18 protein-coding genes and 5 pseudogenes are annotated in these 21,041 nt (G+C 59.7%); 18 read left to right on the top strand and 5 right to left on the bottom strand.

Annotated features, from left to right (window positions below):
• The first annotated feature begins 157 nt into the window (after window positions 1–157).
• A complete protein-coding gene (locus LPJ38_RS36915; RefSeq protein ID WP_011085265.1) occupies window positions 158–1,267 on the top strand; it encodes an IS630-like element ISBj5 family transposase in 1,110 nt (369 codons plus the stop codon).
• 355 nt (window positions 1,268–1,622) lie between these two features.
• Here LPJ38_RS36915 and LPJ38_RS36910 read toward each other — a convergent pair whose 3' ends face one another.
• Entirely contained in the window at window positions 1,623–1,826 is a 204-nt protein-coding gene (locus LPJ38_RS36910; protein ID WP_011084616.1) for a hypothetical protein, read from the bottom strand.
• Between the two features lie 416 nt (window positions 1,827–2,242).
• On the opposite strand from LPJ38_RS36910, the gene LPJ38_RS36905 reads away from it, so the two are divergent.
• Entirely contained in the window at window positions 2,243–2,419 is a 177-nt protein-coding gene (locus LPJ38_RS36905; RefSeq protein WP_161966260.1) for a hypothetical protein, read from the top strand.
• 556 nt (window positions 2,420–2,975) lie between these two features.
• On the opposite strand, the gene LPJ38_RS36900 is transcribed toward LPJ38_RS36905, so the two are convergent.
• A complete protein-coding gene (locus LPJ38_RS36900; protein ID WP_231088537.1) occupies window positions 2,976–3,668 on the bottom strand; it encodes a secretin N-terminal domain-containing protein in 693 nt (230 codons plus the stop codon).
• 170 nt (window positions 3,669–3,838) lie between these two features.
• Here LPJ38_RS36900 and LPJ38_RS36895 point away from each other — a divergent pair, with 170 nt between their 5' ends.
• Genes LPJ38_RS36895 through LPJ38_RS36845 form a run of 11 tightly spaced genes read left to right on the top strand, consistent with a single transcriptional unit; the run spans window position 3,839 to window position 12,274 of the window.
• Complete coding sequence (locus LPJ38_RS36895; protein WP_085968164.1) at window positions 3,839–4,351, top strand: nodulation protein NolB; 513 nt, start codon at window positions 3,839–3,841, stop codon at window positions 4,349–4,351.
• Window positions 4,352–4,359: 8 nt separating this feature from the next.
• Complete coding sequence (gene sctJ / locus LPJ38_RS36890; RefSeq protein ID WP_011084621.1) at window positions 4,360–5,223, top strand: type III secretion system inner membrane ring lipoprotein SctJ; 864 nt, start codon at window positions 4,360–4,362, stop codon at window positions 5,221–5,223.
• Window positions 5,224–5,234: 11 nt separating this feature from the next.
• Window positions 5,235–5,873, top strand: coding sequence for a nodulation protein (locus LPJ38_RS36885; RefSeq protein WP_011084622.1), 639 nt, complete (start codon window positions 5,235–5,237; stop codon window positions 5,871–5,873).
• Window positions 5,870–6,490, top strand: a complete 621-nt coding sequence (sctL, locus tag LPJ38_RS36880) for a type III secretion system stator protein SctL (protein ID WP_011084623.1) — start codon at window positions 5,870–5,872, stop codon at window positions 6,488–6,490. Before LPJ38_RS36885 ends, sctL begins: the two co-directional genes overlap by 4 nt.
• Window positions 6,487–7,842, top strand: coding sequence for a type III secretion system ATPase SctN (gene sctN, locus LPJ38_RS36875; protein WP_011084624.1), 1,356 nt, complete (start codon window positions 6,487–6,489; stop codon window positions 7,840–7,842). The genes sctL and sctN overlap by 4 nt, the downstream gene beginning before the upstream one ends.
• Window positions 7,818–8,354 carry a hypothetical protein gene (locus tag LPJ38_RS36870; protein WP_095425549.1) on the top strand — a complete coding sequence of 179 codons (537 nt, stop codon included), beginning with the start codon at window positions 7,818–7,820 and terminating at the stop codon, window positions 8,352–8,354. The genes sctN and LPJ38_RS36870 overlap by 25 nt, the downstream gene beginning before the upstream one ends.
• Entirely contained in the window at window positions 8,351–9,472 is a 1,122-nt protein-coding gene (gene sctQ / locus LPJ38_RS36865) for a type III secretion system cytoplasmic ring protein SctQ (RefSeq protein WP_011084626.1), read from the top strand. The genes LPJ38_RS36870 and sctQ overlap by 4 nt, the downstream gene beginning before the upstream one ends.
• The gene (sctR, locus tag LPJ38_RS36860; RefSeq protein WP_011084627.1) at window positions 9,465–10,130 is read left to right on the top strand and encodes a type III secretion system export apparatus subunit SctR; all 666 of its coding nucleotides are present in this window, start codon (window positions 9,465–9,467) and stop codon (window positions 10,128–10,130) included. Before sctQ ends, sctR begins: the two co-directional genes overlap by 8 nt.
• 2 nt (window positions 10,131–10,132) lie before the next feature.
• The gene (locus LPJ38_RS36855) at window positions 10,133–10,408 is read left to right on the top strand and encodes an EscS/YscS/HrcS family type III secretion system export apparatus protein (RefSeq protein ID WP_011084628.1); all 276 of its coding nucleotides are present in this window, start codon (window positions 10,133–10,135) and stop codon (window positions 10,406–10,408) included.
• A gap of 10 nt (window positions 10,409–10,418) precedes the next feature.
• Window positions 10,419–11,240 carry a type III secretion system export apparatus subunit SctT gene (gene sctT, locus LPJ38_RS36850; protein WP_011084629.1) on the top strand — a complete coding sequence of 274 codons (822 nt, stop codon included), beginning with the start codon at window positions 10,419–10,421 and terminating at the stop codon, window positions 11,238–11,240.
• Window positions 11,237–12,274, top strand: a complete 1,038-nt coding sequence (locus tag LPJ38_RS36845; protein ID WP_011084630.1) for an EscU/YscU/HrcU family type III secretion system export apparatus switch protein — start codon at window positions 11,237–11,239, stop codon at window positions 12,272–12,274. The genes sctT and LPJ38_RS36845 overlap by 4 nt, the downstream gene beginning before the upstream one ends.
• A 9-nt stretch (window positions 12,275–12,283) precedes the next feature.
• On the opposite strand, the pseudogene LPJ38_RS36840 reads toward LPJ38_RS36845, so the two are convergent.
• Window positions 12,284–13,065 (bottom strand): annotated as a pseudogene (locus LPJ38_RS36840) (IS5-like element ISBj2 family transposase).
• A gap of 38 nt (window positions 13,066–13,103) precedes the next feature.
• Window positions 13,104–14,450, bottom strand: a complete 1,347-nt coding sequence (locus LPJ38_RS36835; RefSeq protein ID WP_011084757.1) for an IS5-like element ISBj5_B family transposase — start codon at window positions 14,448–14,450, stop codon at window positions 13,104–13,106.
• Between the two features lie 252 nt (window positions 14,451–14,702).
• Here LPJ38_RS36835 and LPJ38_RS36830 point away from each other — a divergent pair.
• A pseudogene (locus LPJ38_RS36830) lies at window positions 14,703–15,496 on the top strand (IS630 family transposase); the annotation flags it as partial.
• A 254-nt stretch (window positions 15,497–15,750) separates the two neighbouring features.
• Here the strand turns inward: LPJ38_RS36830 and LPJ38_RS36825 are convergent.
• Window positions 15,751–16,056, bottom strand: a pseudogene (locus tag LPJ38_RS36825) (transposase); the annotation flags it as partial.
• Between the two features lie 349 nt (window positions 16,057–16,405).
• Here LPJ38_RS36825 and LPJ38_RS36820 point away from each other — a divergent pair.
• The 4 genes and pseudogenes from LPJ38_RS36820 (at window position 16,406) to LPJ38_RS36805 (ending at window position 20,613) form a co-directional block, all read left to right on the top strand.
• Window positions 16,406–17,427, top strand: a pseudogene (locus tag LPJ38_RS36820) (IS110 family RNA-guided transposase).
• Between the two features lie 234 nt (window positions 17,428–17,661).
• A pseudogene (locus LPJ38_RS36815) lies at window positions 17,662–17,820 on the top strand (IS630 family transposase); the annotation flags it as partial.
• 324 nt (window positions 17,821–18,144) lie between these two features.
• Window positions 18,145–19,209 (top strand): IS630-like element ISRj1 family transposase, encoded by a 1,065-nt coding sequence (locus LPJ38_RS36810; protein WP_039228620.1) that lies wholly within the window; start codon window positions 18,145–18,147, stop codon window positions 19,207–19,209.
• A 1,002-nt stretch (window positions 19,210–20,211) separates the two neighbouring features.
• The gene (locus tag LPJ38_RS36805; protein WP_145643229.1) at window positions 20,212–20,613 is read left to right on the top strand and encodes a hypothetical protein; all 402 of its coding nucleotides are present in this window, start codon (window positions 20,212–20,214) and stop codon (window positions 20,611–20,613) included.
• Window positions 20,614–21,041: the final 428 nt, after the last annotated feature.

Genomic DNA, 21,041 nt, shown 5'->3' with positions numbered 1-21,041 from the left:
GCTGAGGGGTAGCGGTCCCCGGAGTTCTGCAGATATGGGCGCAGCGAGCGCCAAGTCTGCCTATGTTCCGGAAAATCTCGGAGGATCTCTCTAGTCATCTGGAACGGAAGTTCGTGACATTAGTTGATCGCTCGGATCTCTAGAGAGGAGAGCGCTCGTGGCGAATGCAGGTGTGAAAGGCCGGCCGATCGCGCCGTTGGTGCTGAGTTCGCAGGAGCGGGCGTACTTGGAGAGGCAAGTTCGTCGTCATCGTGTAGCCCGATCGCTATCTGAGCGATGCCGCGCGATCCTGCGGTGTGCAGATGGTCTGCCAAGCAAGTCTGTGGCTGCCGAACTTGGCATCCATGAACACACCGTCGGCAAGTGGCGCCGCCGATTCTTGAAGGATCGTTGTGATGGCCTGCTTGACGAAGCCCGCCCGGGCCGCCCTCGAACCATCGACGATGATCAGGTTGCCGAGGTAATCGAGCGGACATTGCGTACGACGCCGCCCGACGCAACGCACTGGTCGATCCGCTCGATGGCTGCGGATACTGGCTTTTCTCACACCACGATCCGCCGAATGTGGACGGCGTTCGGCTTGCAGCCGCACCGCAGCCAGACATTTAAACTATCGAGCGATCCGCTATTCGTCGATAAGGTGCGCGATATTGTCGGGCTTTATCTGTCGCCGCCTAACCGAGCCGTTGTCCTCAGTGTCGATGAGAAAAGCCAGATCCAGGCACTCGATCGCGAGCAGCCGGTCTTGCCGATGATGCCTGGGGTGCCGGAACGTCGCACGCATAGCTATGTGCGGCATGGTACGACCACGCTGTTTGCCGCGCTCGATGTCGCTTCCGGCTTCGTCATTGGCAAATGCTACAAGCGCCATCGGGCGCTCGAGTTCTTGAAGTTTCTCAAAGAGATCGACGCTCAAATCCCTGAGGGGCTCGCTGTCCATATCGTCATGGACAACTACGCTACCCACAAGACCCCCAAGATTAAAGCGTGGCTCGCTCGCCGGCCGCACTATCATGTCCACTTCACGCCGACTTCCGCGTCGTGGATCAATCAGATCGAGCGCTGGTTCGCTGAACTCACCAGAAAGCAGATCCGGCGAGGTGTTCACACCTCCGTCAGGCAGCTCGAAGCCGACATCCGTACCTTCATCGAATTGCACAACAACAACCCGAAGCCCTTCAAATGGACCAAGTCCGCAGACCAGATCTTGGCTTCCGTCAAACGCTTTTGCCACAAAGCCCAGCAGACTTTATGTGGCGAACTTTAGATTCATGTGACTAGCGCACGATCTCGCGGGCGGCTGCAGAACCAATCGAGGATAATAGATGACGAAGTTCATCGGCGGGGAGCGCTCGGGCTCGCTTAGAACGTCTGGTGCCCTGGCTAAAGAGCGCTCCTGATGAACCCTCATCGAAGAATATGTGACACGGCGGCATGAGCAAGTCGCTGCGGCGTCTTCCGAAAGTTGCGAGGTCCTGCAGAACGGCCGCACCGCCTGCCTGGAGGATCACCTAAGACGGTCTAGCGGCTGCTGTTGCCAAGTCCGCCTGCTTCACCCGATCGTTTTCGGTTCGGCTTGCCGTCCGTCAGGTCCTCCCTGTGCGCGTCTGATAATCCGGCCTTCAGCCATCATCTAGCTCGCTCATAGCGTCATCCATGTCTGACTGGGTATCGCTTATGACCTGGGTAGCGACGGCAACCAGAGCTTTTTCGAAGGCCCGCTGCAACAATGCTGCGTGCGAGTTGTCGCCGCCGTTCGCGGCGTTATCGGTGTTTGTGCCAGCGTCTGGCGCCGTTGCTGCGATATCGGCTGCGCCTGTGTCCATGTCATAAAACTCAGATAGCGGCGGTGCCGCGAGATGACCTATTCCTTTCGTGCTAGCAGGGGCAGCTTGCAAGAAGCTGACGAAGAGTGAGGCCGGATTGATGCCGCGATTCGTGCCCCGAGTGATCTCAGGTGGTCCGGTGTTTGGAGGTTTGTGCGAAGAACTGTGCTGGTTCTAACAACCGGTATGTTGAAGGTATTTAGGGGGGCCGGTCATACCCAGACTATCCTGATCCGCAACGCGCTTACCTTCATCTCGACGACATGGATCGCCTCGCGGTCCTTTCTGGCGGAGCTTCAGAAGACCCAGGTTGGGGCGGTCCCGCCTGCAATGGCCGGGCATGCGAGGGGCCGGCGTGCGGCGGCTCATCCTGAAAAAGGGGCGGTGCGCGATGGTCCTGCATGCGATGTCCCCGCTTGAGGCTCACCGTGCCGTGGCTCGGCTTCCGATGGGCCGACATCCAGAGTCTGCCATATCACATCTTGATCGAAGCCGGGATGTTCCTCGATCGCCTGAGCTATGGCCTGCGGCGAGAGATGCTGCTGGCCGTTGTCCGGCTCTGGCGCAGCGACGGCCGCAGGCGCGGCATATAGATTATCCTGCCAACCCGAGTCTGGCCCAAGGGGATGCGCTAAATCTGGGTAAGGCGGATAGAGGTGTCCTGTCTCCAAGTATGGAGAGTAGGGATGGCCCGCGTCGAGATAGGGTGAATAAGCCTCGCCCTGCAGCACTGGATGGGCGACTCCCTGCGCCGAAGCGGGAGCCTCTGAACCGCTGAGCTGCCGCTCGAACTCGGTTGCATCTGTAGCCGTCCGTGCTGTGTCGGGCTCCGGGCTCGTATTCGCCGGGGCGACTGCATTGAAATCCACCCTGTTTCTCCTTCCAACTGATGACGCGCATTGAGCTATGCGAAGCCTCAGCTAGCTCGGAAGCGCGCGTGCGGAGGCCCACATTGATCTTTAATGCCTCGCACTGCGTGAAGGCAGCGCTACCCAATTTCCCTCGAGCATCCGGTCTCTTATCCATCTATCGGGCTGCCTCAAGCAGGGCAGCCGTCAAGACCTCGCAGGCTCATGCTGGGGGCTTTAGCTTTCGAAAAGCTGACGATCGGATGCGACTTCAGTCGGAGCGGTCTTGCATCTTCGACCATCACTTCTGGCCTGGACCGGCTTCGCGCACAGCGCCCCCATGAAGCGGCGTTTCGGGAGAAGCTTCCGGCCGCCCGTCCCGGAAGACCGTGCTCGAGGAGCCGCGAAACAACATCAAAACCGACTCGTGTTGTGACCTCTCGGCGGCGGGACTGCGCCGGGCCTGCGCTTCCGCCACAAGGCCCTTGAGGGTCTGGTCCACCAGCGCAACAAATCTGGGTGGGCCAGAAGCAAGGATGAGGCCCTCTCCCGGGGCAGGTTTCACGATATAGCGCTCATCCGAGATGTTGAGCGCGTCGAGCGCGGCCTTGAGCGCATCGAAGCTGATTGGGTTCAATACAATGAGCCGGCTTTGCGCCTCTTGGGCGGCGGAGATGTAAAGGACAAGTCCGTCATAGTACCACTGGAGATTGTACAAAGCAGTCAAACGGTCAAGGAATTCTCGTGGCGGCAGGTCCGGCATTCGTCCACGAATCCGGCCCCTGACGTCGGCGCTGACATTGACCCTGATATTGAGATTGTTTCCGAACTCCTGCAGCGCCGCAGCAAGATCCTGATCGAGAACGGTGTAGCTATAAGGGGCGGGCGGCAGCGAAAGGGATGCAGCAGACGTGCGCAAAATTCCGACACAGATGAGAACACCGGCACAAAAAGTTCTTTTTAAGATATGTACCACCGTGGACCGCGCGAGCATTCCTTGACGCCTTCCGCTCATTATGAAGTTAGAGTTTCGCCGCAGCTTGGAAGCCAAACGTGATCATTAGATGACCAAGTCAACCTGATCTCCGTCAGGTTTTCGTCAGCTCGGCAGCCTATGAACTTGATCGGTTCATCGGCTAAAGCTTAGGTCATCAAACCAGCACAATGACACACTCCATGTTGTTAGGCGCAACGCCGATCCCTCCCAGTTCAGCCGGTTGTCTTTCCGGTGCCTGCTCTCCGGCAGCTGCTGGCGAGCAGGCGCGTTTCGAGCAGTCCCTGGCGCAAGTAGCTCCCAATCAGGGGTCGCCTTTCCCGACCGCGAATCCACCCGCAGCGACTCCTCCGATATTGGAGGTCCAGCGCACGAATGTGCTGGCAAGTCCGCCGGGCGACCGAATCCTCCAAACCCTTTCCGGCATCTACCAGGGTCGAGCCGTTTCTCCGGCGATTGCGCCGGCTGTCGTAAATGGGGTGCAGCCTGGGCCGGCTGCGCAGCCACTTTTGCCGGCGGATAACGCCGGAGCCAATGCGGCTGTTAAGCCGGTTGGAGCTGATTTCGAATCGATGATGACGAATCTGCGAGACGTCTACAAAGACGTTGTTCAGGTTTCCCTCGTCTCCAAGGGCACCAGCGCCGTCAGCTCGTCGCTAAACAAGCTGCTATCGGCCGGCTGAGTAAGCTGATGACTGGCGATATGAAGAGGGGGAGCTCCGGCGGCCGTCAATCGTGGCGACGGCTTCGCGTGTTTCTTGCTATGCCCCTTCTCCTCTCGCTGATCGGCTGTAAGACCGATCTCTACACCAAAATTCAGGAGCGCGAGGCTAATGAGATGCTCGCGCTTCTCCTTGGCAAGGGCGTTGATGCTGTCCGTGTTGTCGCCAAGGACGGAACCAGCACAATCCAGGTCGAGGAAAAGCAGCTCGCTTATTCGATTGACCTGCTCAATGTTGAGGGGCTGCCGCGCCAATCCTTCAAGAATCTCGGCGAGGTGTTCAAGGGATCGGGCCTCGTTGCCTCGCCGATCGAGGAGCGGGCACGATACGTTTATGCTCTAAGCGAAGAATTGTCGCGCACGATCAGCGATATAGATGGCGTCCTTTCAGCACGCGTTCACGTCGTTCTGCCGAAGAACGACTTGTTGCGGCAAGGTGCGACCCCATCCTCGGCATCGGTCTTCATTCGACATGGCTCCAGCGCGAGGCTTTCGGCACTATTGCCGCAGATCAAGATGCTCGTCGCAAACAGCATTGAAGGGCTGTCCTATGACAAGGTCGCCGTTGTCTTCGTGCCGGTCGAGCGCGCTCCAGTCGAGCAGTCTGCCGGTCCGGGAGTCCCTGTGGCTCAGTCAGCAAGAGCCGGCTCATCGCCGTTACTTGCGCTTGCTGTAGGAAGCGCCGGAGCGGTATTCGGCATCGTCGCTTGCGTATTGCTGGGCCCGCGCATGCGTCAGTTTGGAAAATCATCGCGTAAGCTGAGCGTGTTCGGTAGGGGCTCGCGCCTGTCTGCTGACCAAGCGGCGGGCAAGATGATTGCTGATGCGTCATAGTCTGGACGCTCATGCCGCCATCAATGTCAACCACAGCCACAAAAACCAATCGCTCGTTCACGCTCGCAGCCGATCGGCTGCGCGAGCTTGCTGCCTCGGCCGATCCCGGTCGTTTCGCCGGGCTTCTTGACCCGCTGCTTTCACCTTCCACTTTGGCTCGGCTACAGCAGAGTGCCAGGCTACAGCCAAGGCTCGCCGAACTGCTTTTGGGCAGCAAGGGGGAGGTGAGCTGCGGCGACTGGAGCGAAGATGCTCTCCTGGGGCATGATCCGCGGCGGGCTGCGCTGCTCGCGGGCGGCATTTGGCATGCACGCTCCATCCTCAAGCTGTTCTCCAGGCACGATCTGCCTGTGTTGGTGGAGTTGATCGGTGCCGAGGCGCATGCTTTCGCAGTCCGGCATTTATCCTGCGCCGTCGCAACGGCCCCGATCGCCGATCCAGAGCAATTGTCCCGACAGATCGAATATGACGGGCATGCTTGTCTCGGCGCTTGGCTCGAAGAGACTTCATCGCTTGCTCGTATCCGCGTGCTTCTACGCTTGCCCGCTGGGACGGCCGCCGAGAGCTCAACTGCCGAGCACCGTAGCGCAGCAGGCCCGCTGCTTTCCCTCGTCATGGCTCATTTGCGCACTGAGGATGCTGGGGCATGACGGCCGATGCCCTCGCACCACCCGCGGCCCCGAAGATTCGGGCTCTTGGACCGCTGATCCCAGCTGCGCAGCTTGAGATCTGGCACGATGCCATACAGGCGCTGGCCGCTGCCGAGCGGCATCTGCAGCGGGTTCGAGGGTGGGCACGCCTGGCTTATGAGCGGGAACGTGCGCAGGGCCGCGCCGAGGGTGCAAAGGCTGGCGCAGAGGAAATGGCCCGGCTGATTGCGCAGGCGACTTGTGAACTGGCCCAACGCAAGGCGGTTCTGGAGCGGGAATTGCCGCAACTGGTCTTTGAGATCGTTCGCGATCTGCTTGGCGCATTTGATTCGGGCAAGATGCTGGTCCAGTGCGTTCGTCATGCCATCGAGCAAAGATATAAAAACACGGAGGTCTGCCTTCACGTATCCCCACTGAAAGCCGACCTGCTAGCCAGTGAGTTCAAGGATTATGACGGACTTGAGGGCCGGCCGAAGCTCAGGATTGAGGCGGATCCGGCGCTGAGCGCGGACCAATGTGTTTTATGGAGCGAGTTCGGCAACGTCGATCTTGGGCTTGCCGCGCAGCTGCGCGCGCTGCGCCTCGGCTTTGGCTTGACGGAGGAAGCTGAATCGTGACCGTGCAACGACCGACCCATCATGCCGCGGCCGCAGAAGGAACCGTAAAGGCCGCACTCTCATCCTTAAGATCTTCCGCCAAGCACATCGATACACGCGCTGTCCGCGGCCGGATCACGCGGGCCGTGGGCACGCTGCTGCACGCCGTCTTGCCGGAGGCCAGGGTCGGAGAACTGTGCTTATTGCAGGATCCTCGCAGCGGATGGTCGCTCGAGGCCGAGGTAATCGGTCTGTTGCCGGATGGGGTGTTACTCACGCCCATCGGGGACATGGTGGGGCTGTCCAATCGCGCAGAGGTGGTGACGACCGGGCGAATGCAGGAAGTGGCTGCCGGCCCCGATTTGCTCGGCCGCGTGATCGACAGTTTTGGCCGGCCGCTCGACGGCAAGGGCCCTATAAAAGCCGGCGAAGCCAGACCGCTGCGCGGCAGGGCGCCTAATCCGATGAAACGGCGCGCGATTGAACAGCCGTTCCCGCTCGGCGTCCGTGTCCTGGATGGTCTTCTCACATGCGGAGAAGGTCAGCGGATCGGAATTTATGGTGATGCCGGTTGCGGCAAGTCGACGCTGATGTCGCAAATCGTAAGAGGCGCAGCGGCCGACGTCACTATCGTTGCGCTGATCGGCGAGCGCGGTCGAGAGGTGCGTGAATTCATCGAACGTCATCTTGGCGAAGCCCTTCACCGTTCCGTCGTTGTGGTGGAGACTTCCGACCGTTCGGCGATGGAGCGGGCCCAATGCGCCCACATGGCGACAGCGCTAGCCGAATATTTTCGTGATCAGGGCCTTCGCGTCGTTCTGATGATGGATTCTTTGACGCGCTTTAGCCGCGCCATGCGTGAAATCGGACTTGCCGCAGGAGAACCGCCGACCCGGCGCGGATTTCCGCCATCCGTTTTTGCACTGTTGCCGGGCTTGTTGGAGCGCGCCGGCATGGGCGAGCATGGCTCCATTACGGCCTTCTATACTGTGCTTGTCGAAGGTGACGGCACGGGTGATCCGATAGCGGAAGAATCACGCGGCATCCTCGATGGCCACATTATTCTCTCCCGCGCGTTGGCCTCCCGGGAGCATTTTCCGGCGATCGACGTGTTGTCGAGCCGCAGCCGCGTCATGGATGCGATCGTGTCCGTGCCGCATCGCAAGGCGGCATCCTTTTTCCGTGATCTGCTGTCACGGTACGCTGAGGCCGAGTTCCTGATCAAGGTCGGTGAATACAAACAAGGCTCTGATCCGCTGACCGATCGGGCGATCGCCTCGATCGAGCAACTGCGTGCCTTTCTGCGCCAGGGGCAGGGTGAGGCGTGCAGCTTTGAGGAGACGATCGCATGGATATCGCGTCTGACCGCCTAAGTCCCGTTCACGCCTCGAAGCTGCGGCTCGTAAAGGACATGCGGGAGCGAAGCGCCATTCGTGAATTGTCTAACATGGAAGCCAAGCGCCACCTTGCGATCCAAGCTGTCCAACGAGCTTTCGAGCATCTTACACATGCCGAAGAGCGCCGGGCAAAGCTCGAGGCAGAGCTCTATCGGGAGATGCTAGCAGCCGATGCGATGTCTGTTTGCGAGCTGCAGCGGCGCTATCATCTCATCATCGGCCGGCTCACAGACGAGATTGCAGCGGCGCAGCAGGTTCTTGAAAATGCCCGTGCTGCTCAGACGCAAGCTGAGACTGCGGTTCTTGAGGCGAGGGCCGTTTGGGCCAGGCGTTCAGCGGCGAGCCAGAAATGGCGTGAGATTGATCAAGACGTTCGGCGCACCACGAGTGCTCATTTCGAAGCCGCCGCCGAAATCGAAGCTGATGATGAAGTCTTGCTCCGCTACCGGCGCGGCCCGTCAGGGCAGACGGGAGGTGAGCCAGCATGATTGCAGATCCTCTCACGCGCGAGCTCGGGGCCTGCGGCGCGGAAGCCGCACCGGCCTCGGACCGGCCGGCTGAGCGCGCAGCCTTCATGCCGTCGCTGATCCTGTCGCACGCAGTGGCCTCGTGGCTTAACGAGATCACAGCGTTGCGTGCGCCTCTACAAGGCCTCCTCGGCGAGAAGCCGCTATCTGTGCGCGTGAGCCGGACCGTCTGGCAGGCGGAGCCGGCTGCGGCACCGATGCTCGACTGCGTCTTCGAAGTAGAAGGTGAAACCTTGATCCTGTCCTTGCCGGGTAAGCTTGCGGAAGCGCTGGTTCGGACCGTGCAGAATGGGCTTACCTTACCTTCTGAGCCGGCGCGTTCGCTGGTCCTGGAACTTGCGCTTGAACCCTTGCTTGCTGCGCTGGAAAGAATGACGCAGCGGAATCTGCAGCTTGTTCGCACCGAGGAAGCGCGGAGTACGCAGCCTTATCTTGAATTTGACGTCGCCTATGGTGAGCTCGCCAGCAAGGCTCGGCTGCTTCTATTCTCTCCGTTCGACGGTCCGGTGCCTCCGGCTTTCACCGTCCTCGGCGAGCTGCTCGGCCGATTACCGCGACAGGCGGCCAGGCTGCTTTCCGAACTCCCGGTCATCGTTGCAGGCCATATCGGCTCGCTCCGCGTCGCGATCGGCGTTCTTCGCCAAGCAGAGCAAGGCGATGCGCTGCTCCCGGACACAATTCCACTCGCGCGAGGCCAAATTGTTCTCGTTGCAGACCGATTGTGGGCCCCTGCAGAGATTGGCGGCGACAGGCTGGTGCTGCGAGGACCATTCCGCTTGCGATCCCACCCTCTAAAAAGTGAAGATGTGATGCCCCAAAACCAGATGCAACAGCAGCCCCCGTCAGAGGCGGATATCGACAGCATCGAGATCACACTCGTATTCGAATGTGGCCGCTGGCCGATGCCGTTGGGAACCTTGCGAACCATCAACGAAGGCCACGTGTTCGAACTTGGCCGGCATCTTGACGGGCCGGTCGATATCGTTGCGAACGGCCAACGTATCGGCCGAGGCGACATCGTGCGGATCGGCGAGGAGCTCGCCGTCAGGTTACGCGGCAGGTTGGCGCTTAATGACTGAAATTCAACCCAGCATCCTGGCGCTTCTTGCAATAACGGTCGGCCTTGGTCTCCTGGCCTTTGCTGTCGTCACAACTACAGCCTTTATCAAGGTCTCGGTTGTTCTCTTCCTCGTGCGCAATGCGCTAGGAACTCAATCGATACCGCCGAACATCGTCCTTTACGGAGCGGCACTCATCCTGACCGTCTTCATCAGCGCTCCAGTCTTCGAGCAGACCTATAACCGCCTTACCGATCCGCAACTTCGCTACCAGAGTTTCGATGACTGGGTGATGGCCGCCAAGGAGGGACAGGAGCCGCTGCGTGTTCATCTGAAGAAATTCACCAATGAAGAGCAGCGCCGCTTCTTCCTGTCATCCACCGAACATGTCTGGTCGGAGGAGATGCGCGGCAGCGTAACGGCAGATGATTTCTCAATTCTTGTGCCGTCGTTCTTGATTTCCGAACTCAAGCGGGGATTCGAAATCGGTTTTCTTCTCTATCTTCCCTTCATCACGATCGATCTGATTGTCACCACGATTTTGATGGCCATGGGTATGTCGATGGTATCCCCCACAGTGATATCTGTCCCCTTCAAGCTCTTTCTGTTCGTCACTATCGACGGCTGGTCACGTCTCATGCACGGGCTAGTACTAAGCTACACCACGCCAGGAGGTTGACCATGAACGAAGCCAGCATCCTTACGCACCTCAGTCAATCGCTCGTGCTCTTCATGATCTGGGTTCTGCCGCCGTTGCTCGCAGCTCTGATCTCCGGACTGATCATTGGCCTTATCCAGGCGGCAACTCAGCTCCAGGACCAAACCCTGCCACTGACGGTCAAGCTTCTGGTTGTCGTCGCCGTGCTCGCCGGTTTTTCCCCGGTTCTCAGCGCCCCGCTGATCGACCAGGCCGAGCGCATCTTCAGCGAGTTTCCGGCACTCACCGCAAGATACTAGCAGAGCTTGGATGGCTGGCCTGTCACCCGCAGAGGCGCAAGTTCTCGTTCAGGGCTCGATCGAATTCGTCGCCGCAACCGGCCTGAGTGCGGCCCGCGCCCTAGGCATCATGCTGGTGCTTCCTGTCTTCACCCGGCCGCGTATCAGCGGCCTCATTCGGGGAAGCCTGACGATTGCGATTGGCCTGCCTTGCCTTGCTCAGATCAAGCTCGGTCTGCAGGCCTTGGACCCGAACACGCGCTTGGTTAGCGTTACCATGCTTGGCGTGAAGGAGGTGTTCGTCGGTCTGATGCTCGGCATCCTGCTCAGTATTCCACTATGGAGCATACAGGCAGTCGGCGACATCATCGATACCCAACGAGGAATTTCAAGCCAAGTTGCGGGGGAGGATCCCGCGACGCACAGCCAAGCGACTGGAACCGGGCTCTTTCTCGGTGTTACGGCGGTTACGATCTTCGTTCTGGTCGGCGGGCTGCAGACCATGGTGAGCGGCCTTTATGGCAGCTACCTAGTGTGGCCTGTCTATCAGTTTTTGCCTGCCTTGACAGTGCAAGGGGCAATGGAGTGTCTTGCCCTTCTCGATCGTATCATGATGACGACCTTGTTGGTCGCCGGGCCGGTTCTGGCCCTGCTGTTGCTGGTGGATATCTCGGTCATGATGCTCGGCCGTTTTGCATCTCAGCTCAAGATGAACGATCTCTCTCCGATGATCAAGAATGTTGCATTCGGGGTCATTATGGTCAGCTACACCGTCTATCTGCTCGAATATGCCGGTTCTGAAATCCTGACCTCGAACGACATGCTCGATCATCTGAGGAAGCTGTTGAAATGAGCTCTACGAGTGAGGAGAAAAAGCTTCCTCCGACGCCCAAGAAGCTGCGCGATGCGCGCAAGAAGGGGCAGAGCGCGCGCAGCTCCGATCTAGTGAGCGGCGTCAGCGCCTGTGCCGGTTTCGGCTGTCTGTGGTGGCGAGCGGGTGCCATTGAGGACAAGTGGCAGGAGACGGTCCGGCTGGTCGATAAACTGCAGGAGCAGCCGTTCACAAGCGCGGTGCCACAAGCGCTCAGCGGCTTGCTAGAACTTTCGATTGCCACTGTCGCTCCGTTGCTCGCCGCTGCCGTGACAGCAGCTCTTCTGGCCAATGTCCTGGCCAATGGCGGCTTTATGTTTGCTTCGGAGCCGCTCAAGCCGAAGCTCGAGAAACTCGATCCCATCAAAGGCTTGAAGCGTATCGTCTCGAAACGTTCGGCCATCGAGCTTGGCAAGACCCTGGCTAAAGTGGTTTTGCTTGGTGCGATCTTCTTTTTAACCGTGACCGCGAGCTGGAAAGCGCTGGTGTACCTGCCAGTCTGCGGCATGGGCTGTTTTGGTTTCGTCTTCACCGAGGTTAAACTGCTGATTGGCATTGCCGCTGGAGCTTTTCTGGTCGGCGGATTGGCTGACCTTCTAATCCAGCGTTGGTTGTTTATGCAGGACATGCGCATGACGGAAACGGAGGCCAAGCGGGAGAACAAGGAACAGCAAGGCAATCCGCAGGTGAAGCGCGAGCACCGGCGGCTGCGGCAAGAGTCGGCAAACGAGGCTCCACTCGGCATCAGCCGGGCCACGTTGATATTGCGGGGACCGGCAACGTTGATTGGTCTGCGCTATGTTCGCGGCGAGACCGGTGTGCCGGTGTTGGTCTGCCGTGGCGAGGGTGAAGCTGCTTCACAGCTGCTTGGTGAGGCGCGCGCGCTTCGCCTCAACATTGTGGAGGACAATGTTCTGGCGCGTCAGCTGCTCGGCAAGGCAAGGCTCGGCAACCCGGTGCCTTCGCAGTATTTCGAGTCAGTCGCAAAAGCGCTCTATGCGGCGGGGCTAGTCTAGGGTCCAGACTCAATTGAGCCAATATGCGACGAGAGCGGCGAGATGAACAGCGGCCAAAAAATTACGGGCGAGCTTGTCATATCGCGTGGCGATGCGCCGGAAGTCCTTGAGCCTGCAAAAGCAGCGTTCGATGACATTTCGTCCTTTGTAGGCGCGTTTGTTGAAGCGATGGATGACGACACGGTTAGATTTATTGGGGATTACGGGCTTGGCGCCACGACGAATGATTGCGCCGCGAAGCTTGTCGCCATCATACCCTTTGTCGGCGAGGAGCACGCTCATGGGTGGCGCGAGCGCCAGGACATCGGGAGCCGCAGCGATATCGGCATCCTGGCCTGGAGTCAGATGCAGGACGACCGGCCGGCAGAGCGGATCGCTCAGCGCATGGATTTTTGTCGTGCGGCCTCCGCGCGAGCGGCCGATTGCTTGATTGTGCTTCCCCTTTTCCGCCGGAGGCACACCGGTGAGCTTTAATCGAGGTCGAGTCGAGCGACAGTACGACGCCGTCTTCGCCAGGCTTGGCCAGCGCTTCGAAGATTGCGCACCATCGTCCTCGCTTGGCCCAGCGATTGAAGCGATTGTAGATCGTCGTGTAAGGGCCGTATTCACGTGGACAATCACGCCATCGTGCACCCGATTGCAGCATGTGAATGATGCCGCTGACGATGCGTCGGTCGTCGTCCCGATCCGGCCCCGTCAGTCCCCTCGGCAGATGCGGTTCGATACGCGCCCATTGCCTGTCGTTCAGCCAAAACAAACCAGCGCGCATTCTCTCGCCCCCGAATCAACACGTAGGCAAGAGAATCACGTGGCGCTATTTAGTCGTCCGTTAAGAAGCCGGATTGATCGAGGCTGGCCGGGCGAGCGTGCGCCATAGCTGGGCCAGGAACAGGCACAAGAGATATCTCAGCCAGGCGAGGATGCGGCGGAAGTTGTGTCCGACGGCTGAGAGGACGACGTTGGCGGCATCGCCGGCGCGGCCTTTGAGGTAGCAGCGCCCGAGGTGGCCTTCCGCCTTCAGGTGTCCGATGATGGGCTCGATGGCGGAGCGGCGGCGCAGCTCGCGCTTGATGACACCGAAAACGCCGCGCTTCTGGCCGGAGATGAAGACGCGACGGGGATTTTGTGCGTCGTGGCCGCGGTATCCCTTGTCGACATAGGCCCGCTCGATCGGACAGCCGGTGAGTGTCTCGGTGCGGTCAATGACGTCCCGCAAGGTGTGACCGTCGTAGGGGTTGTCGGGCAGTGCGCTGGCGTGCAGCACGAACAGGCCACCGGGAGCCCGGCGGTTGTTGGTGACGATGGAGGCCTTCACGCCGAACTCGTAAGGCGCGCTGGCCTTGCCCTTGCCGATGCACTCCACTTCCGGGGCATGGAAGGAATAGAGCTTCCAGCCGCGCTGGCGCTGCTGCTGCGAGCGGATCTGCGTGGCCCGGCCGAGCGGGAGGGCGAACGCCTGCTCCAGTGCTGGCTGGCCTTCGATCTTGCGGCGGATGTCGCGGATGATCCGGCCCAGCCGGCTACGCAGGATACGCAACTGCCGCTGATGCCGCCTGAACTGTTTGGCATGGGCGTAGCGGCCGGCCATCATCGCGGCGGCCTTGGCGATGCGAGCATAGGATTGCCGCAGCCTGACGCCGTGCCTGATCGCCAGGCGGTTGAGCCCCTTGATGGCCGCATGCAGCAGCTTGGCATCGGTCGGAAAGGTGATGGCCTTCGGCTGCACCGTGGTGTCGACCGTAACCCGCTTGAGGTCCTGGCTGCGTAATGCACCGGCCTCGTGCGCTACCCGCAAGCTCTCGGCCAGCAGCAACTCCAGCTTGTCGCCAAGCCGCTTGCGCCAATGGCTCAGGTCCGAGCGCTCGTGCGGGAACGTGTGCTGAAAGAACTCTTCCCCGGTGAAGAACTGGAAGTATGGGTCATGGACCCAGCGCTCGCACACCTCCTCATCGGACAGCCCGTAAATGTGCTTGAGCAACAGCAGACCGATCATGAAGCGCGTCTCGATCCCGGGCCTGCCGTTCTCGCTGTAGAGCGGCGCGATCTCGCCGTCGATCCAGTCCCAATCGACCTTGCCGGCGAGCAGAACCAGCTCGTGCTTCATATTGATGATCTGGTCGAGCCGAGCCCGGAACAGATCGTTCGATCCCGTCGTCTTGTGCTTCTTCGGCCGCATCGTTCCCTCCGATGCAGACAAGGAATCATGCTTCCCGCTTCGAGGGAATCCACGAAAACCAAATCGCAAGGTTCTGACGCCCAAAGCATCAAAACCTTGCAATCTGGAAATGCCCCTTAGCCCAAATCGAGATTCCCGATCAGTGGCTTAGTCCTTCTTCACGGACGACTATTTAGGTACAGACCCTAGTCATCCGGAACGCAAGTTCGTCGCATTGGTTGATAGCTTGAATCTCGAGAGAGGAGAGCGCTTGTGGCGAATGCAGGTGGGAAAGGCCGGCCGATCGCGCCGTTGGTGCTGAGTCCGCAGGAGCGGGCGTACTTGGAGAGGCAAGTTCGTCGTCATCGTGCTGCGCGGTTGCTTTCCTGAGCGATGCCGCGCGATCCTGCGGTGGGCGGATGGCTTGCCAAGCAAGTCTGTGGCTGCCGAACTCGGCCTCCACGAACACACCGTTGGCAAGTCGCGCCGCCGATTTTTGAAGGATCGCTGTGATGGCTTGCTTGACGAGGCACGCCCTGGCCGCCCTCGCACCATCAACGACGATCAGGTTGCCGCCATGATCGATCGCACGCTGCGTACGACGCCGGCCGAGGCGACGCAATGGTTGATCCGCTCGATGGCTGCGGAAACTGGCTTTTCCCGCACCACGATCCGCCGAATGTGGTCGGCGTTCGGCTTGCAACCGCACCGTAGCCAGACATTCAAGTTGTCGAGCGATCCGCGGCTCGTCGACAAGGCACGCGACATCGTCGGCTTTACCTGTCCCCGCCGAACCGAGCCCTTGTCCTCAGCATCGATGAGAAAAGCCAGATTCAGGCACTCGATCGCGAGCAGCCGGTCTTGCCAATGATGCCCGGCATACCGGAGCGTCGTACGCACAGCTATGTGCGGCATGGTGCGACCACGCTGTTTGCCGCGCTCGATGTCGCCTCGGGGTTCGTCATCGGCAAATGCTACAAGCGCCACCGGGCAGTCGAGTCTTGAAGTTTTTAAAAGAGATCGATGCTCAAGTTCCTGAAGGCCTCGATGTCCATATCGTCATGGACATGTGTAGACGCCCCCGTTGGTGCAAGAAGAATCTTTCGAAGAGTGCGGAGCGTGGTCGGGCGCTGACATGTGTTCGGCCTTTTGTTGCGGCTGCCACATGCCGCTGGCCCGTATGGGAGTTCGCGGAACGGGTCCAATTCAACTTCGCGTGCTCGAGGCGCGTATCCATGATCTGGTTTTCCCATTCCTGTCTCGTGACCGTGCGCCATACTCTCCGGTTGACCTTCTCACACTCACGGTCCCTGCCGCGGAACTACTTCGCCGCAGCCGGAGCCCGATAGGTTCCGCCTCTCGCCATCAATGCCCAGACGATGCGCGCCATCTTGTTAGCGAGGGCGACGATCACCAGCATGGGCGGCTTGAGGGCAAGCATGCGCGCAAGCCAAGAATCCGCTGTCGAGTCTTTGCGCATTGCCCAGCGCACGGCCGCGCTCGCGCCGATGATCAGTAGTCGTCGCAGGGTTCGTTCGCCCATACGTGACGTCTTGCCGAGCTTCTGCTTGCCTCCGGTGGAGCGCTGCAGCGGGGTAAGCCCCAGCCATGCCGCAAAGTCGCGTTGCGACCGTGCACGTCGGCTGCGCGGCAAGACATTTAAGGATCTGATCCCGGCGCAGCTTCTTGCGGAAAAGCACGGTTCCTGATGCATCCGCGCCGTGCATCTGGAACACATTCTTCGCCAGATCCAACGCGATTATGCTAAATTCCGACATGGACGCCTCCGTTCAAGTGATGGTCAACGACACCACTTTGGCACAGCGATGCCGTGAGGGGGCGTCCACATGGGGTAATCGCAGGAGCGTGTTGCCCTAAAGACAATCAATAGTCTTGGAGGGTGGCTGTTCCCCGATAGGATGGAAATACGGGCTCACGACTGGACGCCGGGCCCAAGCATCGAATGGAGAACAGCCATGGAAGAGTATATCGGTCTCGATGTGTCGATGAAAGAGACGGCGGTCTCGATCCGTCGAGCAGGTGAACGGATCTGGCGCGGCAAGTGTGCATCTGATCCCAGTGTCATCGCCGCGCTCATCCGCAAGCGGGCGCCGGCCGTGAAACGCGTGGTGTTCGAGACGGGACCGCTGTCGGTATGGTTCTATCATTCTTTGCGCACCGAAGGATTGCCGGCGATCTGCGTCGATGCGCGCCATGATAAAGCGGCGCTCGATATGGCGGCGAACAAGACGGACGCGAACGACGCCGATGGTCTGGCGCAGCTCGCGGAAGTCGGGTTCTTTCGTGAGGTGCGCGTGAAGGGATTCAACAGCATGCTGACCCGCACGCTTGTCGCGGCGCGCACGCGGCTGGTCCGGATCACCACCGAGCTTTCGAACCAGATCCGCGGCGTCATGAAGACCTTCGGTCTGCTTGTTCCCGCCGGAAAGGGAAGCACCTTCGAGAACGTCCGGAACCTTCTGGTTGATCAGGACGGACTTGCATCCATCGTGCTTCCGATGCTGGAAGCCTGGCGTGGCATTCGCATCCGCGCCGCCGAACTCGGTCGCCAGTTGGTTCGGGATGCGCGCGAGAGTCAGGCCTGCCGCATCCTCATGTCGATTCCGGGCATCGGTGCGATCACCGCAACCTCTTTTGCCACAGCTATTGAGGAGCCTGACAACTTTAGGAAATCCCGATCTGTTGGCGCGTGGATCGGCCTGACAACGCGCCGCTACCAATCCGGAGAAGTCGATTATGATGGCCATATATCCCGACGTGGCGACCGCCATTTGCGTGGGCTTCTCTATGAAGCGGCAGCGGTCATTCTGACGCGCAGCTCAACCGACAGCGCTCTGCGGACGTGGGGACGGCATCTCCGGGAGAGGATCGGCTTCAAAAGAGCCGCCGTGGCTGTGGCACGGAAACTGGCGGTGATAAGCATACGATGCTTAAGACCGGCGAGCTGTTCAATCCGAATGCCGGAGCTGCCGCATAAGCTCGGATAGCGTTCAGAACCTGAACGCCTAAGGTATCCCTGCCAGGACGTGAGCCGAGCCATTCCGCTGATGGGGTTGCACTGCTGACTCAGCAAAGTGCGTCGTCCACATTGAAGGCTCGTCCGCGAAGCTCCATCATGCGGCGACCAATGTCGACCGCGAAGACAACCACGCACCCGGCAGCGTCTCTTGACGAAACTAAATGCTTGACGTCCCAGCAGCGATTAGACGACACCTCCGTCGGGCAACTCGAGGCCGACATCTGCACCTTCATCCACCTGCACAACCAAAACCCGAAGCCCTTCAAATGGACCAAGTCCGCAGACCAGATTTTGGCTTCCGTCAAACGCTTCTGCCACAAAACCCAGCAGACTTTATGTGGCGAACATTAGATTCACGTGACTAGGTCGTCCTGTCCTGACGCTGCGATCTGCAGGCTGGCGCTCAATCGATGCTCGCATCTTCCGCGAGGCGCCGATGCGCTCGCCCGATAGCCTCTGGGCCGCGGCCTCGCCGACCGGATCACCGGATCAGCTGCGGCGCCAAGCGCAACAACTTGTTCGCCCATTTCGGGAGCTTCAGCGCCTACACCCTCGAGGACGTCGACTTGTACCACCTTGGCTAGGGGACCCTGCCACTCGGTTGACAAGCCGGTAGTGCTGATCGTCAACTAGTACCCACTTTTCTTGGAACGTGAGTCGTGATTCAAGGTCGGGATGATACCCGAAGCAAGAGAAGTCCACCTTTCGAGGAAAGATCGCAAGGTGCTTGAGGCGTGCTGTCGCTCACCGGTGACGTTGCAGCGCGATTTGAAGCGGGCGCGGATAGTTCTGTTGGCGGCGGATGGGCGCAGCACCCGGTCGATCGCCAAGGAAGTTGGGGTCCAGCCGCGGATTGTCAGCCTTTGGCGGCATCGCTATGCCGACCATGGCCTTGAAGGGCTGCAAGACAAGCCGCGGCCTGGCAAGCAGCCGATCTATACGAAGACGACCGACAAGCGGATTCTGAAGCTGCTGGATAAGCCGCCACCGCAAGGGTTTGCGCGCTGGACCGGCCCCCTGCTGGCCGAGGCGCTGGGCGATGTCGATGTCCAATATGTCTGGCGGTTCCTGCGCAGCCACAAGATTGACCTGGTGGCTCGCAAGTCCTGGTGCGAGAGCAACGACCCGAACTTTACGGCCAAAGCCGCCGATGTTGTCGGCCTCTATGTCGCGCCGCCGGCGAAGGCCATTGTGCTGTGCGTGGACGAGAAGCCCTCGATCCAGGCTTTGGAGCGAGCGCAGGGTTATCTGAAGTTGCCCAATGGCCGCGCCTTGACCGGCCAAAGCCACGATTACAAGCGGCATGGCACCACAACATTGTTTGCGGCGCTCGAAGTCGCCACCGGAAAGATCATCGCGACCCATTCAAAACGCCGGCGCCGCGTCGAGTTTCTCGATTTCATGAACAGCGTCACCGCGGCTTTTCCGAACCGCAAGCTTCACGTCATCCTCGACAACCTCAACACCCATAAAAAGAACGAGGACTGGCTCAAGGCCCACCCCAACGTGCAATTTCATTTCACGCCGACAAGTGCGCCATGGCTCAATCAGGTCGAAGTATGGTTTTCCATCTTGCAGGGGCAGTCGCTCAGCGGCACCTCCTTCACGAGCCTCAAGCAGCTTCAGGAACACATCGATGCCTACGTCAACGCATACAACGACAGAGCCGAGCCCTTCGTCTGGACCAAGAAAAAGGTCCGTCAACGCCGTTTCAAAGGCCGCCGTATCACTCAGCTCTGATTCCGGGTACTAGGGACGGTGCCATCTGGAGCATGTCTCTGGTCGTCTATCTCGAGCCGCGCTGCTACAAGTTCATACGATCACAGCGTTTATACGTCTCAAGATCGCCCGAGTGCCACATTGCGCCGCACACGTTCGAGAGCCACAGGACGTAAGCCTGCGTGCGAGAGAAAAAGCAAGCCTCCAGCTAAACTCGAGACGCAAGGGTATTGCCGCCATTGTCCATCAACGCCGTTTTCCCGCGCGGGGTGCTTGCAACGTCTATTGCTTCACCTAACCCAACCCGCTAGCTGACACCGGACAAGCTTCGCCGAACATCGCAAGTTTGCGCCGGCAGTTAGCTCGTCGTATCGAAGCATGGATTTCGCATTCGGTCGGCAAGAACCTCTGGATGATCCCGTATAGCGGTGCCGCGGCGGTTAAGTGCCTGGCGGTCGCCTGGTTGCGCGAGCCGCCGAGATGGTTCTAATAGATCATATACGCCAGCCGGCCGAATCGGCTTCCAGCCGTCGAGGGCATCCACCGCGATTCAAAGTCGCTTTCATGTGGCCCGTCCAGAAGCGCTCGTTGGCTCAGAGGGCAGGGCCGTCAACAGGCCGAGCAGGCTGCCAGTGAAGCCTTCGAAGCAGGGTAGAAGCGATCGCCCGTTCCAGCGGCTTGGAGAATCTTAAACAATTATTGAATGTTGATTGCTGCTCCATGTACGTGCGCTCACCGACTTTGCCGCCGCCAGCCATCTACGCGCAGCCGGCACCATCCTCCATCCGATCGCCCCAGTTCTCAGCCTCTGGGCCGGCACCGGTGGGCAAAGCGACAGCACACGGACGCGCGCTTTACAGCCTATGGGCTCTGGCCGTATCGCGTTCACTGCCTCCTTTGCTGCCACGTTACCAAATGAGGTAGGTATCGCGTGTTGGCAATTGTGGTACCTTGTAGGGGATGATCGAAATGAGCGGCGAACAACTTAGTACGTTATAAGCCCTTCAAGCTAGGAGATCTCGAATGGCACCGAATGCAAGAGAAGACGAGAAACGCGAGCGGCGGCCACATGTCGGGCACGACCCGGCTCTGATATCTGGCGCTTCCGCCGATGGCGCTGGGAAATCTACGACAGCCGCATCGCCTATTCCATTTACTTTTCGGGAATGGCAGAGCTCGATTGAAGCGACAAGCAACCTGTTCGCTGCGGCCCTGAAGGACGGACTAGGTTTGGCGGCTTCCTCCCTGCACGATCAGGCCACCTTTCTGAAGGATATCGCGGACTCCAAAACTTCCTCGGAGCTGTTGCGGTGTCACCTGGATTTTCTGGAGAAATTCTGGTCGAGGTCGTTCAGCGCCGGCTCGAAGATATTGGATCATCTCAAGCCACAGCCATCACCCGCGGGAAGGCAGGCGCTTCACTGAGCTTGCGATAAGAGCCCGATCGCAGCTACTTCCTCCAGAGCCGAGGGCATATGTCGCCCACTGACGAGGGTGTGGGTCGCTTTAGTGGCTTCAGCTCACCCGCCAAATCCCACGATTGCTCTGAACTCAAGATGCCGCGAGTTATCTAAGATTCGTTTGCCATAGATACCTCTCTTTTTGTCGAATAGAGCTTTTCTTAGGCGGAGGCAGGCAACCGCTGTCCGCTCAAGGGGGCGCAGATCCGGTTGGCGGCCGATGCCGGGATGAGTGATGACGTGATCGCCACAAGCCTGGGCGTCGGCCACTTGGCGGTCTCCCACCCTTCGACGTTTTTGTCGAAGGCAACCTGGCGGAGAACCAGAGCGAAGAGCCGCCTACCGGGCAGAGCGCGAACTCAACGACAAGGAAGAGGCCCTTCTGGTGGCCAC

The organism is Bradyrhizobium daqingense, from assembly GCF_021044685.1.
GTDB classification, from domain to species: Bacteria; Pseudomonadota; Alphaproteobacteria; order Rhizobiales; family Xanthobacteraceae; genus Bradyrhizobium; species Bradyrhizobium daqingense.
The sequence above is the reverse complement of the archived record's forward strand: the minus strand, read 5'-3'. Positions and strand labels throughout refer to the sequence as shown.

What these genes read in the sequence shown, in the direction of transcription:
- LPJ38_RS36910 (WP_011084616.1), bottom strand. Translation starts at nt 1,826, where the DNA reads ATGGACACAGGCGCAGCCGATATCGCAGCAACGGCGCCAGACGCTGGC.
- LPJ38_RS36900 (WP_231088537.1), bottom strand. Translation starts at nt 3,668, where the DNA reads ATGCTCGCGCGGTCCACGGTGGTACATATCTTAAAAAGAACTTTTTGT.
- LPJ38_RS36895 (WP_085968164.1), top strand. Translation starts at nt 3,839, where the DNA reads ATGACACACTCCATGTTGTTAGGCGCAACGCCGATCCCTCCCAGTTCA.
- sctJ (WP_011084621.1), top strand. Translation starts at nt 4,360, where the DNA reads ATGACTGGCGATATGAAGAGGGGGAGCTCCGGCGGCCGTCAATCGTGG.
- LPJ38_RS36885 (WP_011084622.1), top strand. Translation starts at nt 5,235, where the DNA reads ATGCCGCCATCAATGTCAACCACAGCCACAAAAACCAATCGCTCGTTC.
- sctL (WP_011084623.1), top strand. Translation starts at nt 5,870, where the DNA reads ATGACGGCCGATGCCCTCGCACCACCCGCGGCCCCGAAGATTCGGGCT.
- LPJ38_RS36870 (WP_095425549.1), top strand. Translation starts at nt 7,818, where the DNA reads ATGGATATCGCGTCTGACCGCCTAAGTCCCGTTCACGCCTCGAAGCTG.
- sctQ (WP_011084626.1), top strand. Translation starts at nt 8,351, where the DNA reads ATGATTGCAGATCCTCTCACGCGCGAGCTCGGGGCCTGCGGCGCGGAA.
- sctR (WP_011084627.1), top strand. Translation starts at nt 9,465, where the DNA reads ATGACTGAAATTCAACCCAGCATCCTGGCGCTTCTTGCAATAACGGTC.
- LPJ38_RS36855 (WP_011084628.1), top strand. Translation starts at nt 10,133, where the DNA reads ATGAACGAAGCCAGCATCCTTACGCACCTCAGTCAATCGCTCGTGCTC.
- sctT (WP_011084629.1), top strand. Translation starts at nt 10,419, where the DNA reads ATGGCTGGCCTGTCACCCGCAGAGGCGCAAGTTCTCGTTCAGGGCTCG.
- LPJ38_RS36845 (WP_011084630.1), top strand. Translation starts at nt 11,237, where the DNA reads ATGAGCTCTACGAGTGAGGAGAAAAAGCTTCCTCCGACGCCCAAGAAG.
- LPJ38_RS36835 (WP_011084757.1), bottom strand. Translation starts at nt 14,450, where the DNA reads ATGCGGCCGAAGAAGCACAAGACGACGGGATCGAACGATCTGTTCCGG.
- LPJ38_RS36810 (WP_039228620.1), top strand. Translation starts at nt 18,145, where the DNA reads ATGATACCCGAAGCAAGAGAAGTCCACCTTTCGAGGAAAGATCGCAAG.
- LPJ38_RS36805 (WP_145643229.1), top strand. Translation starts at nt 20,212, where the DNA reads ATGGCACCGAATGCAAGAGAAGACGAGAAACGCGAGCGGCGGCCACAT.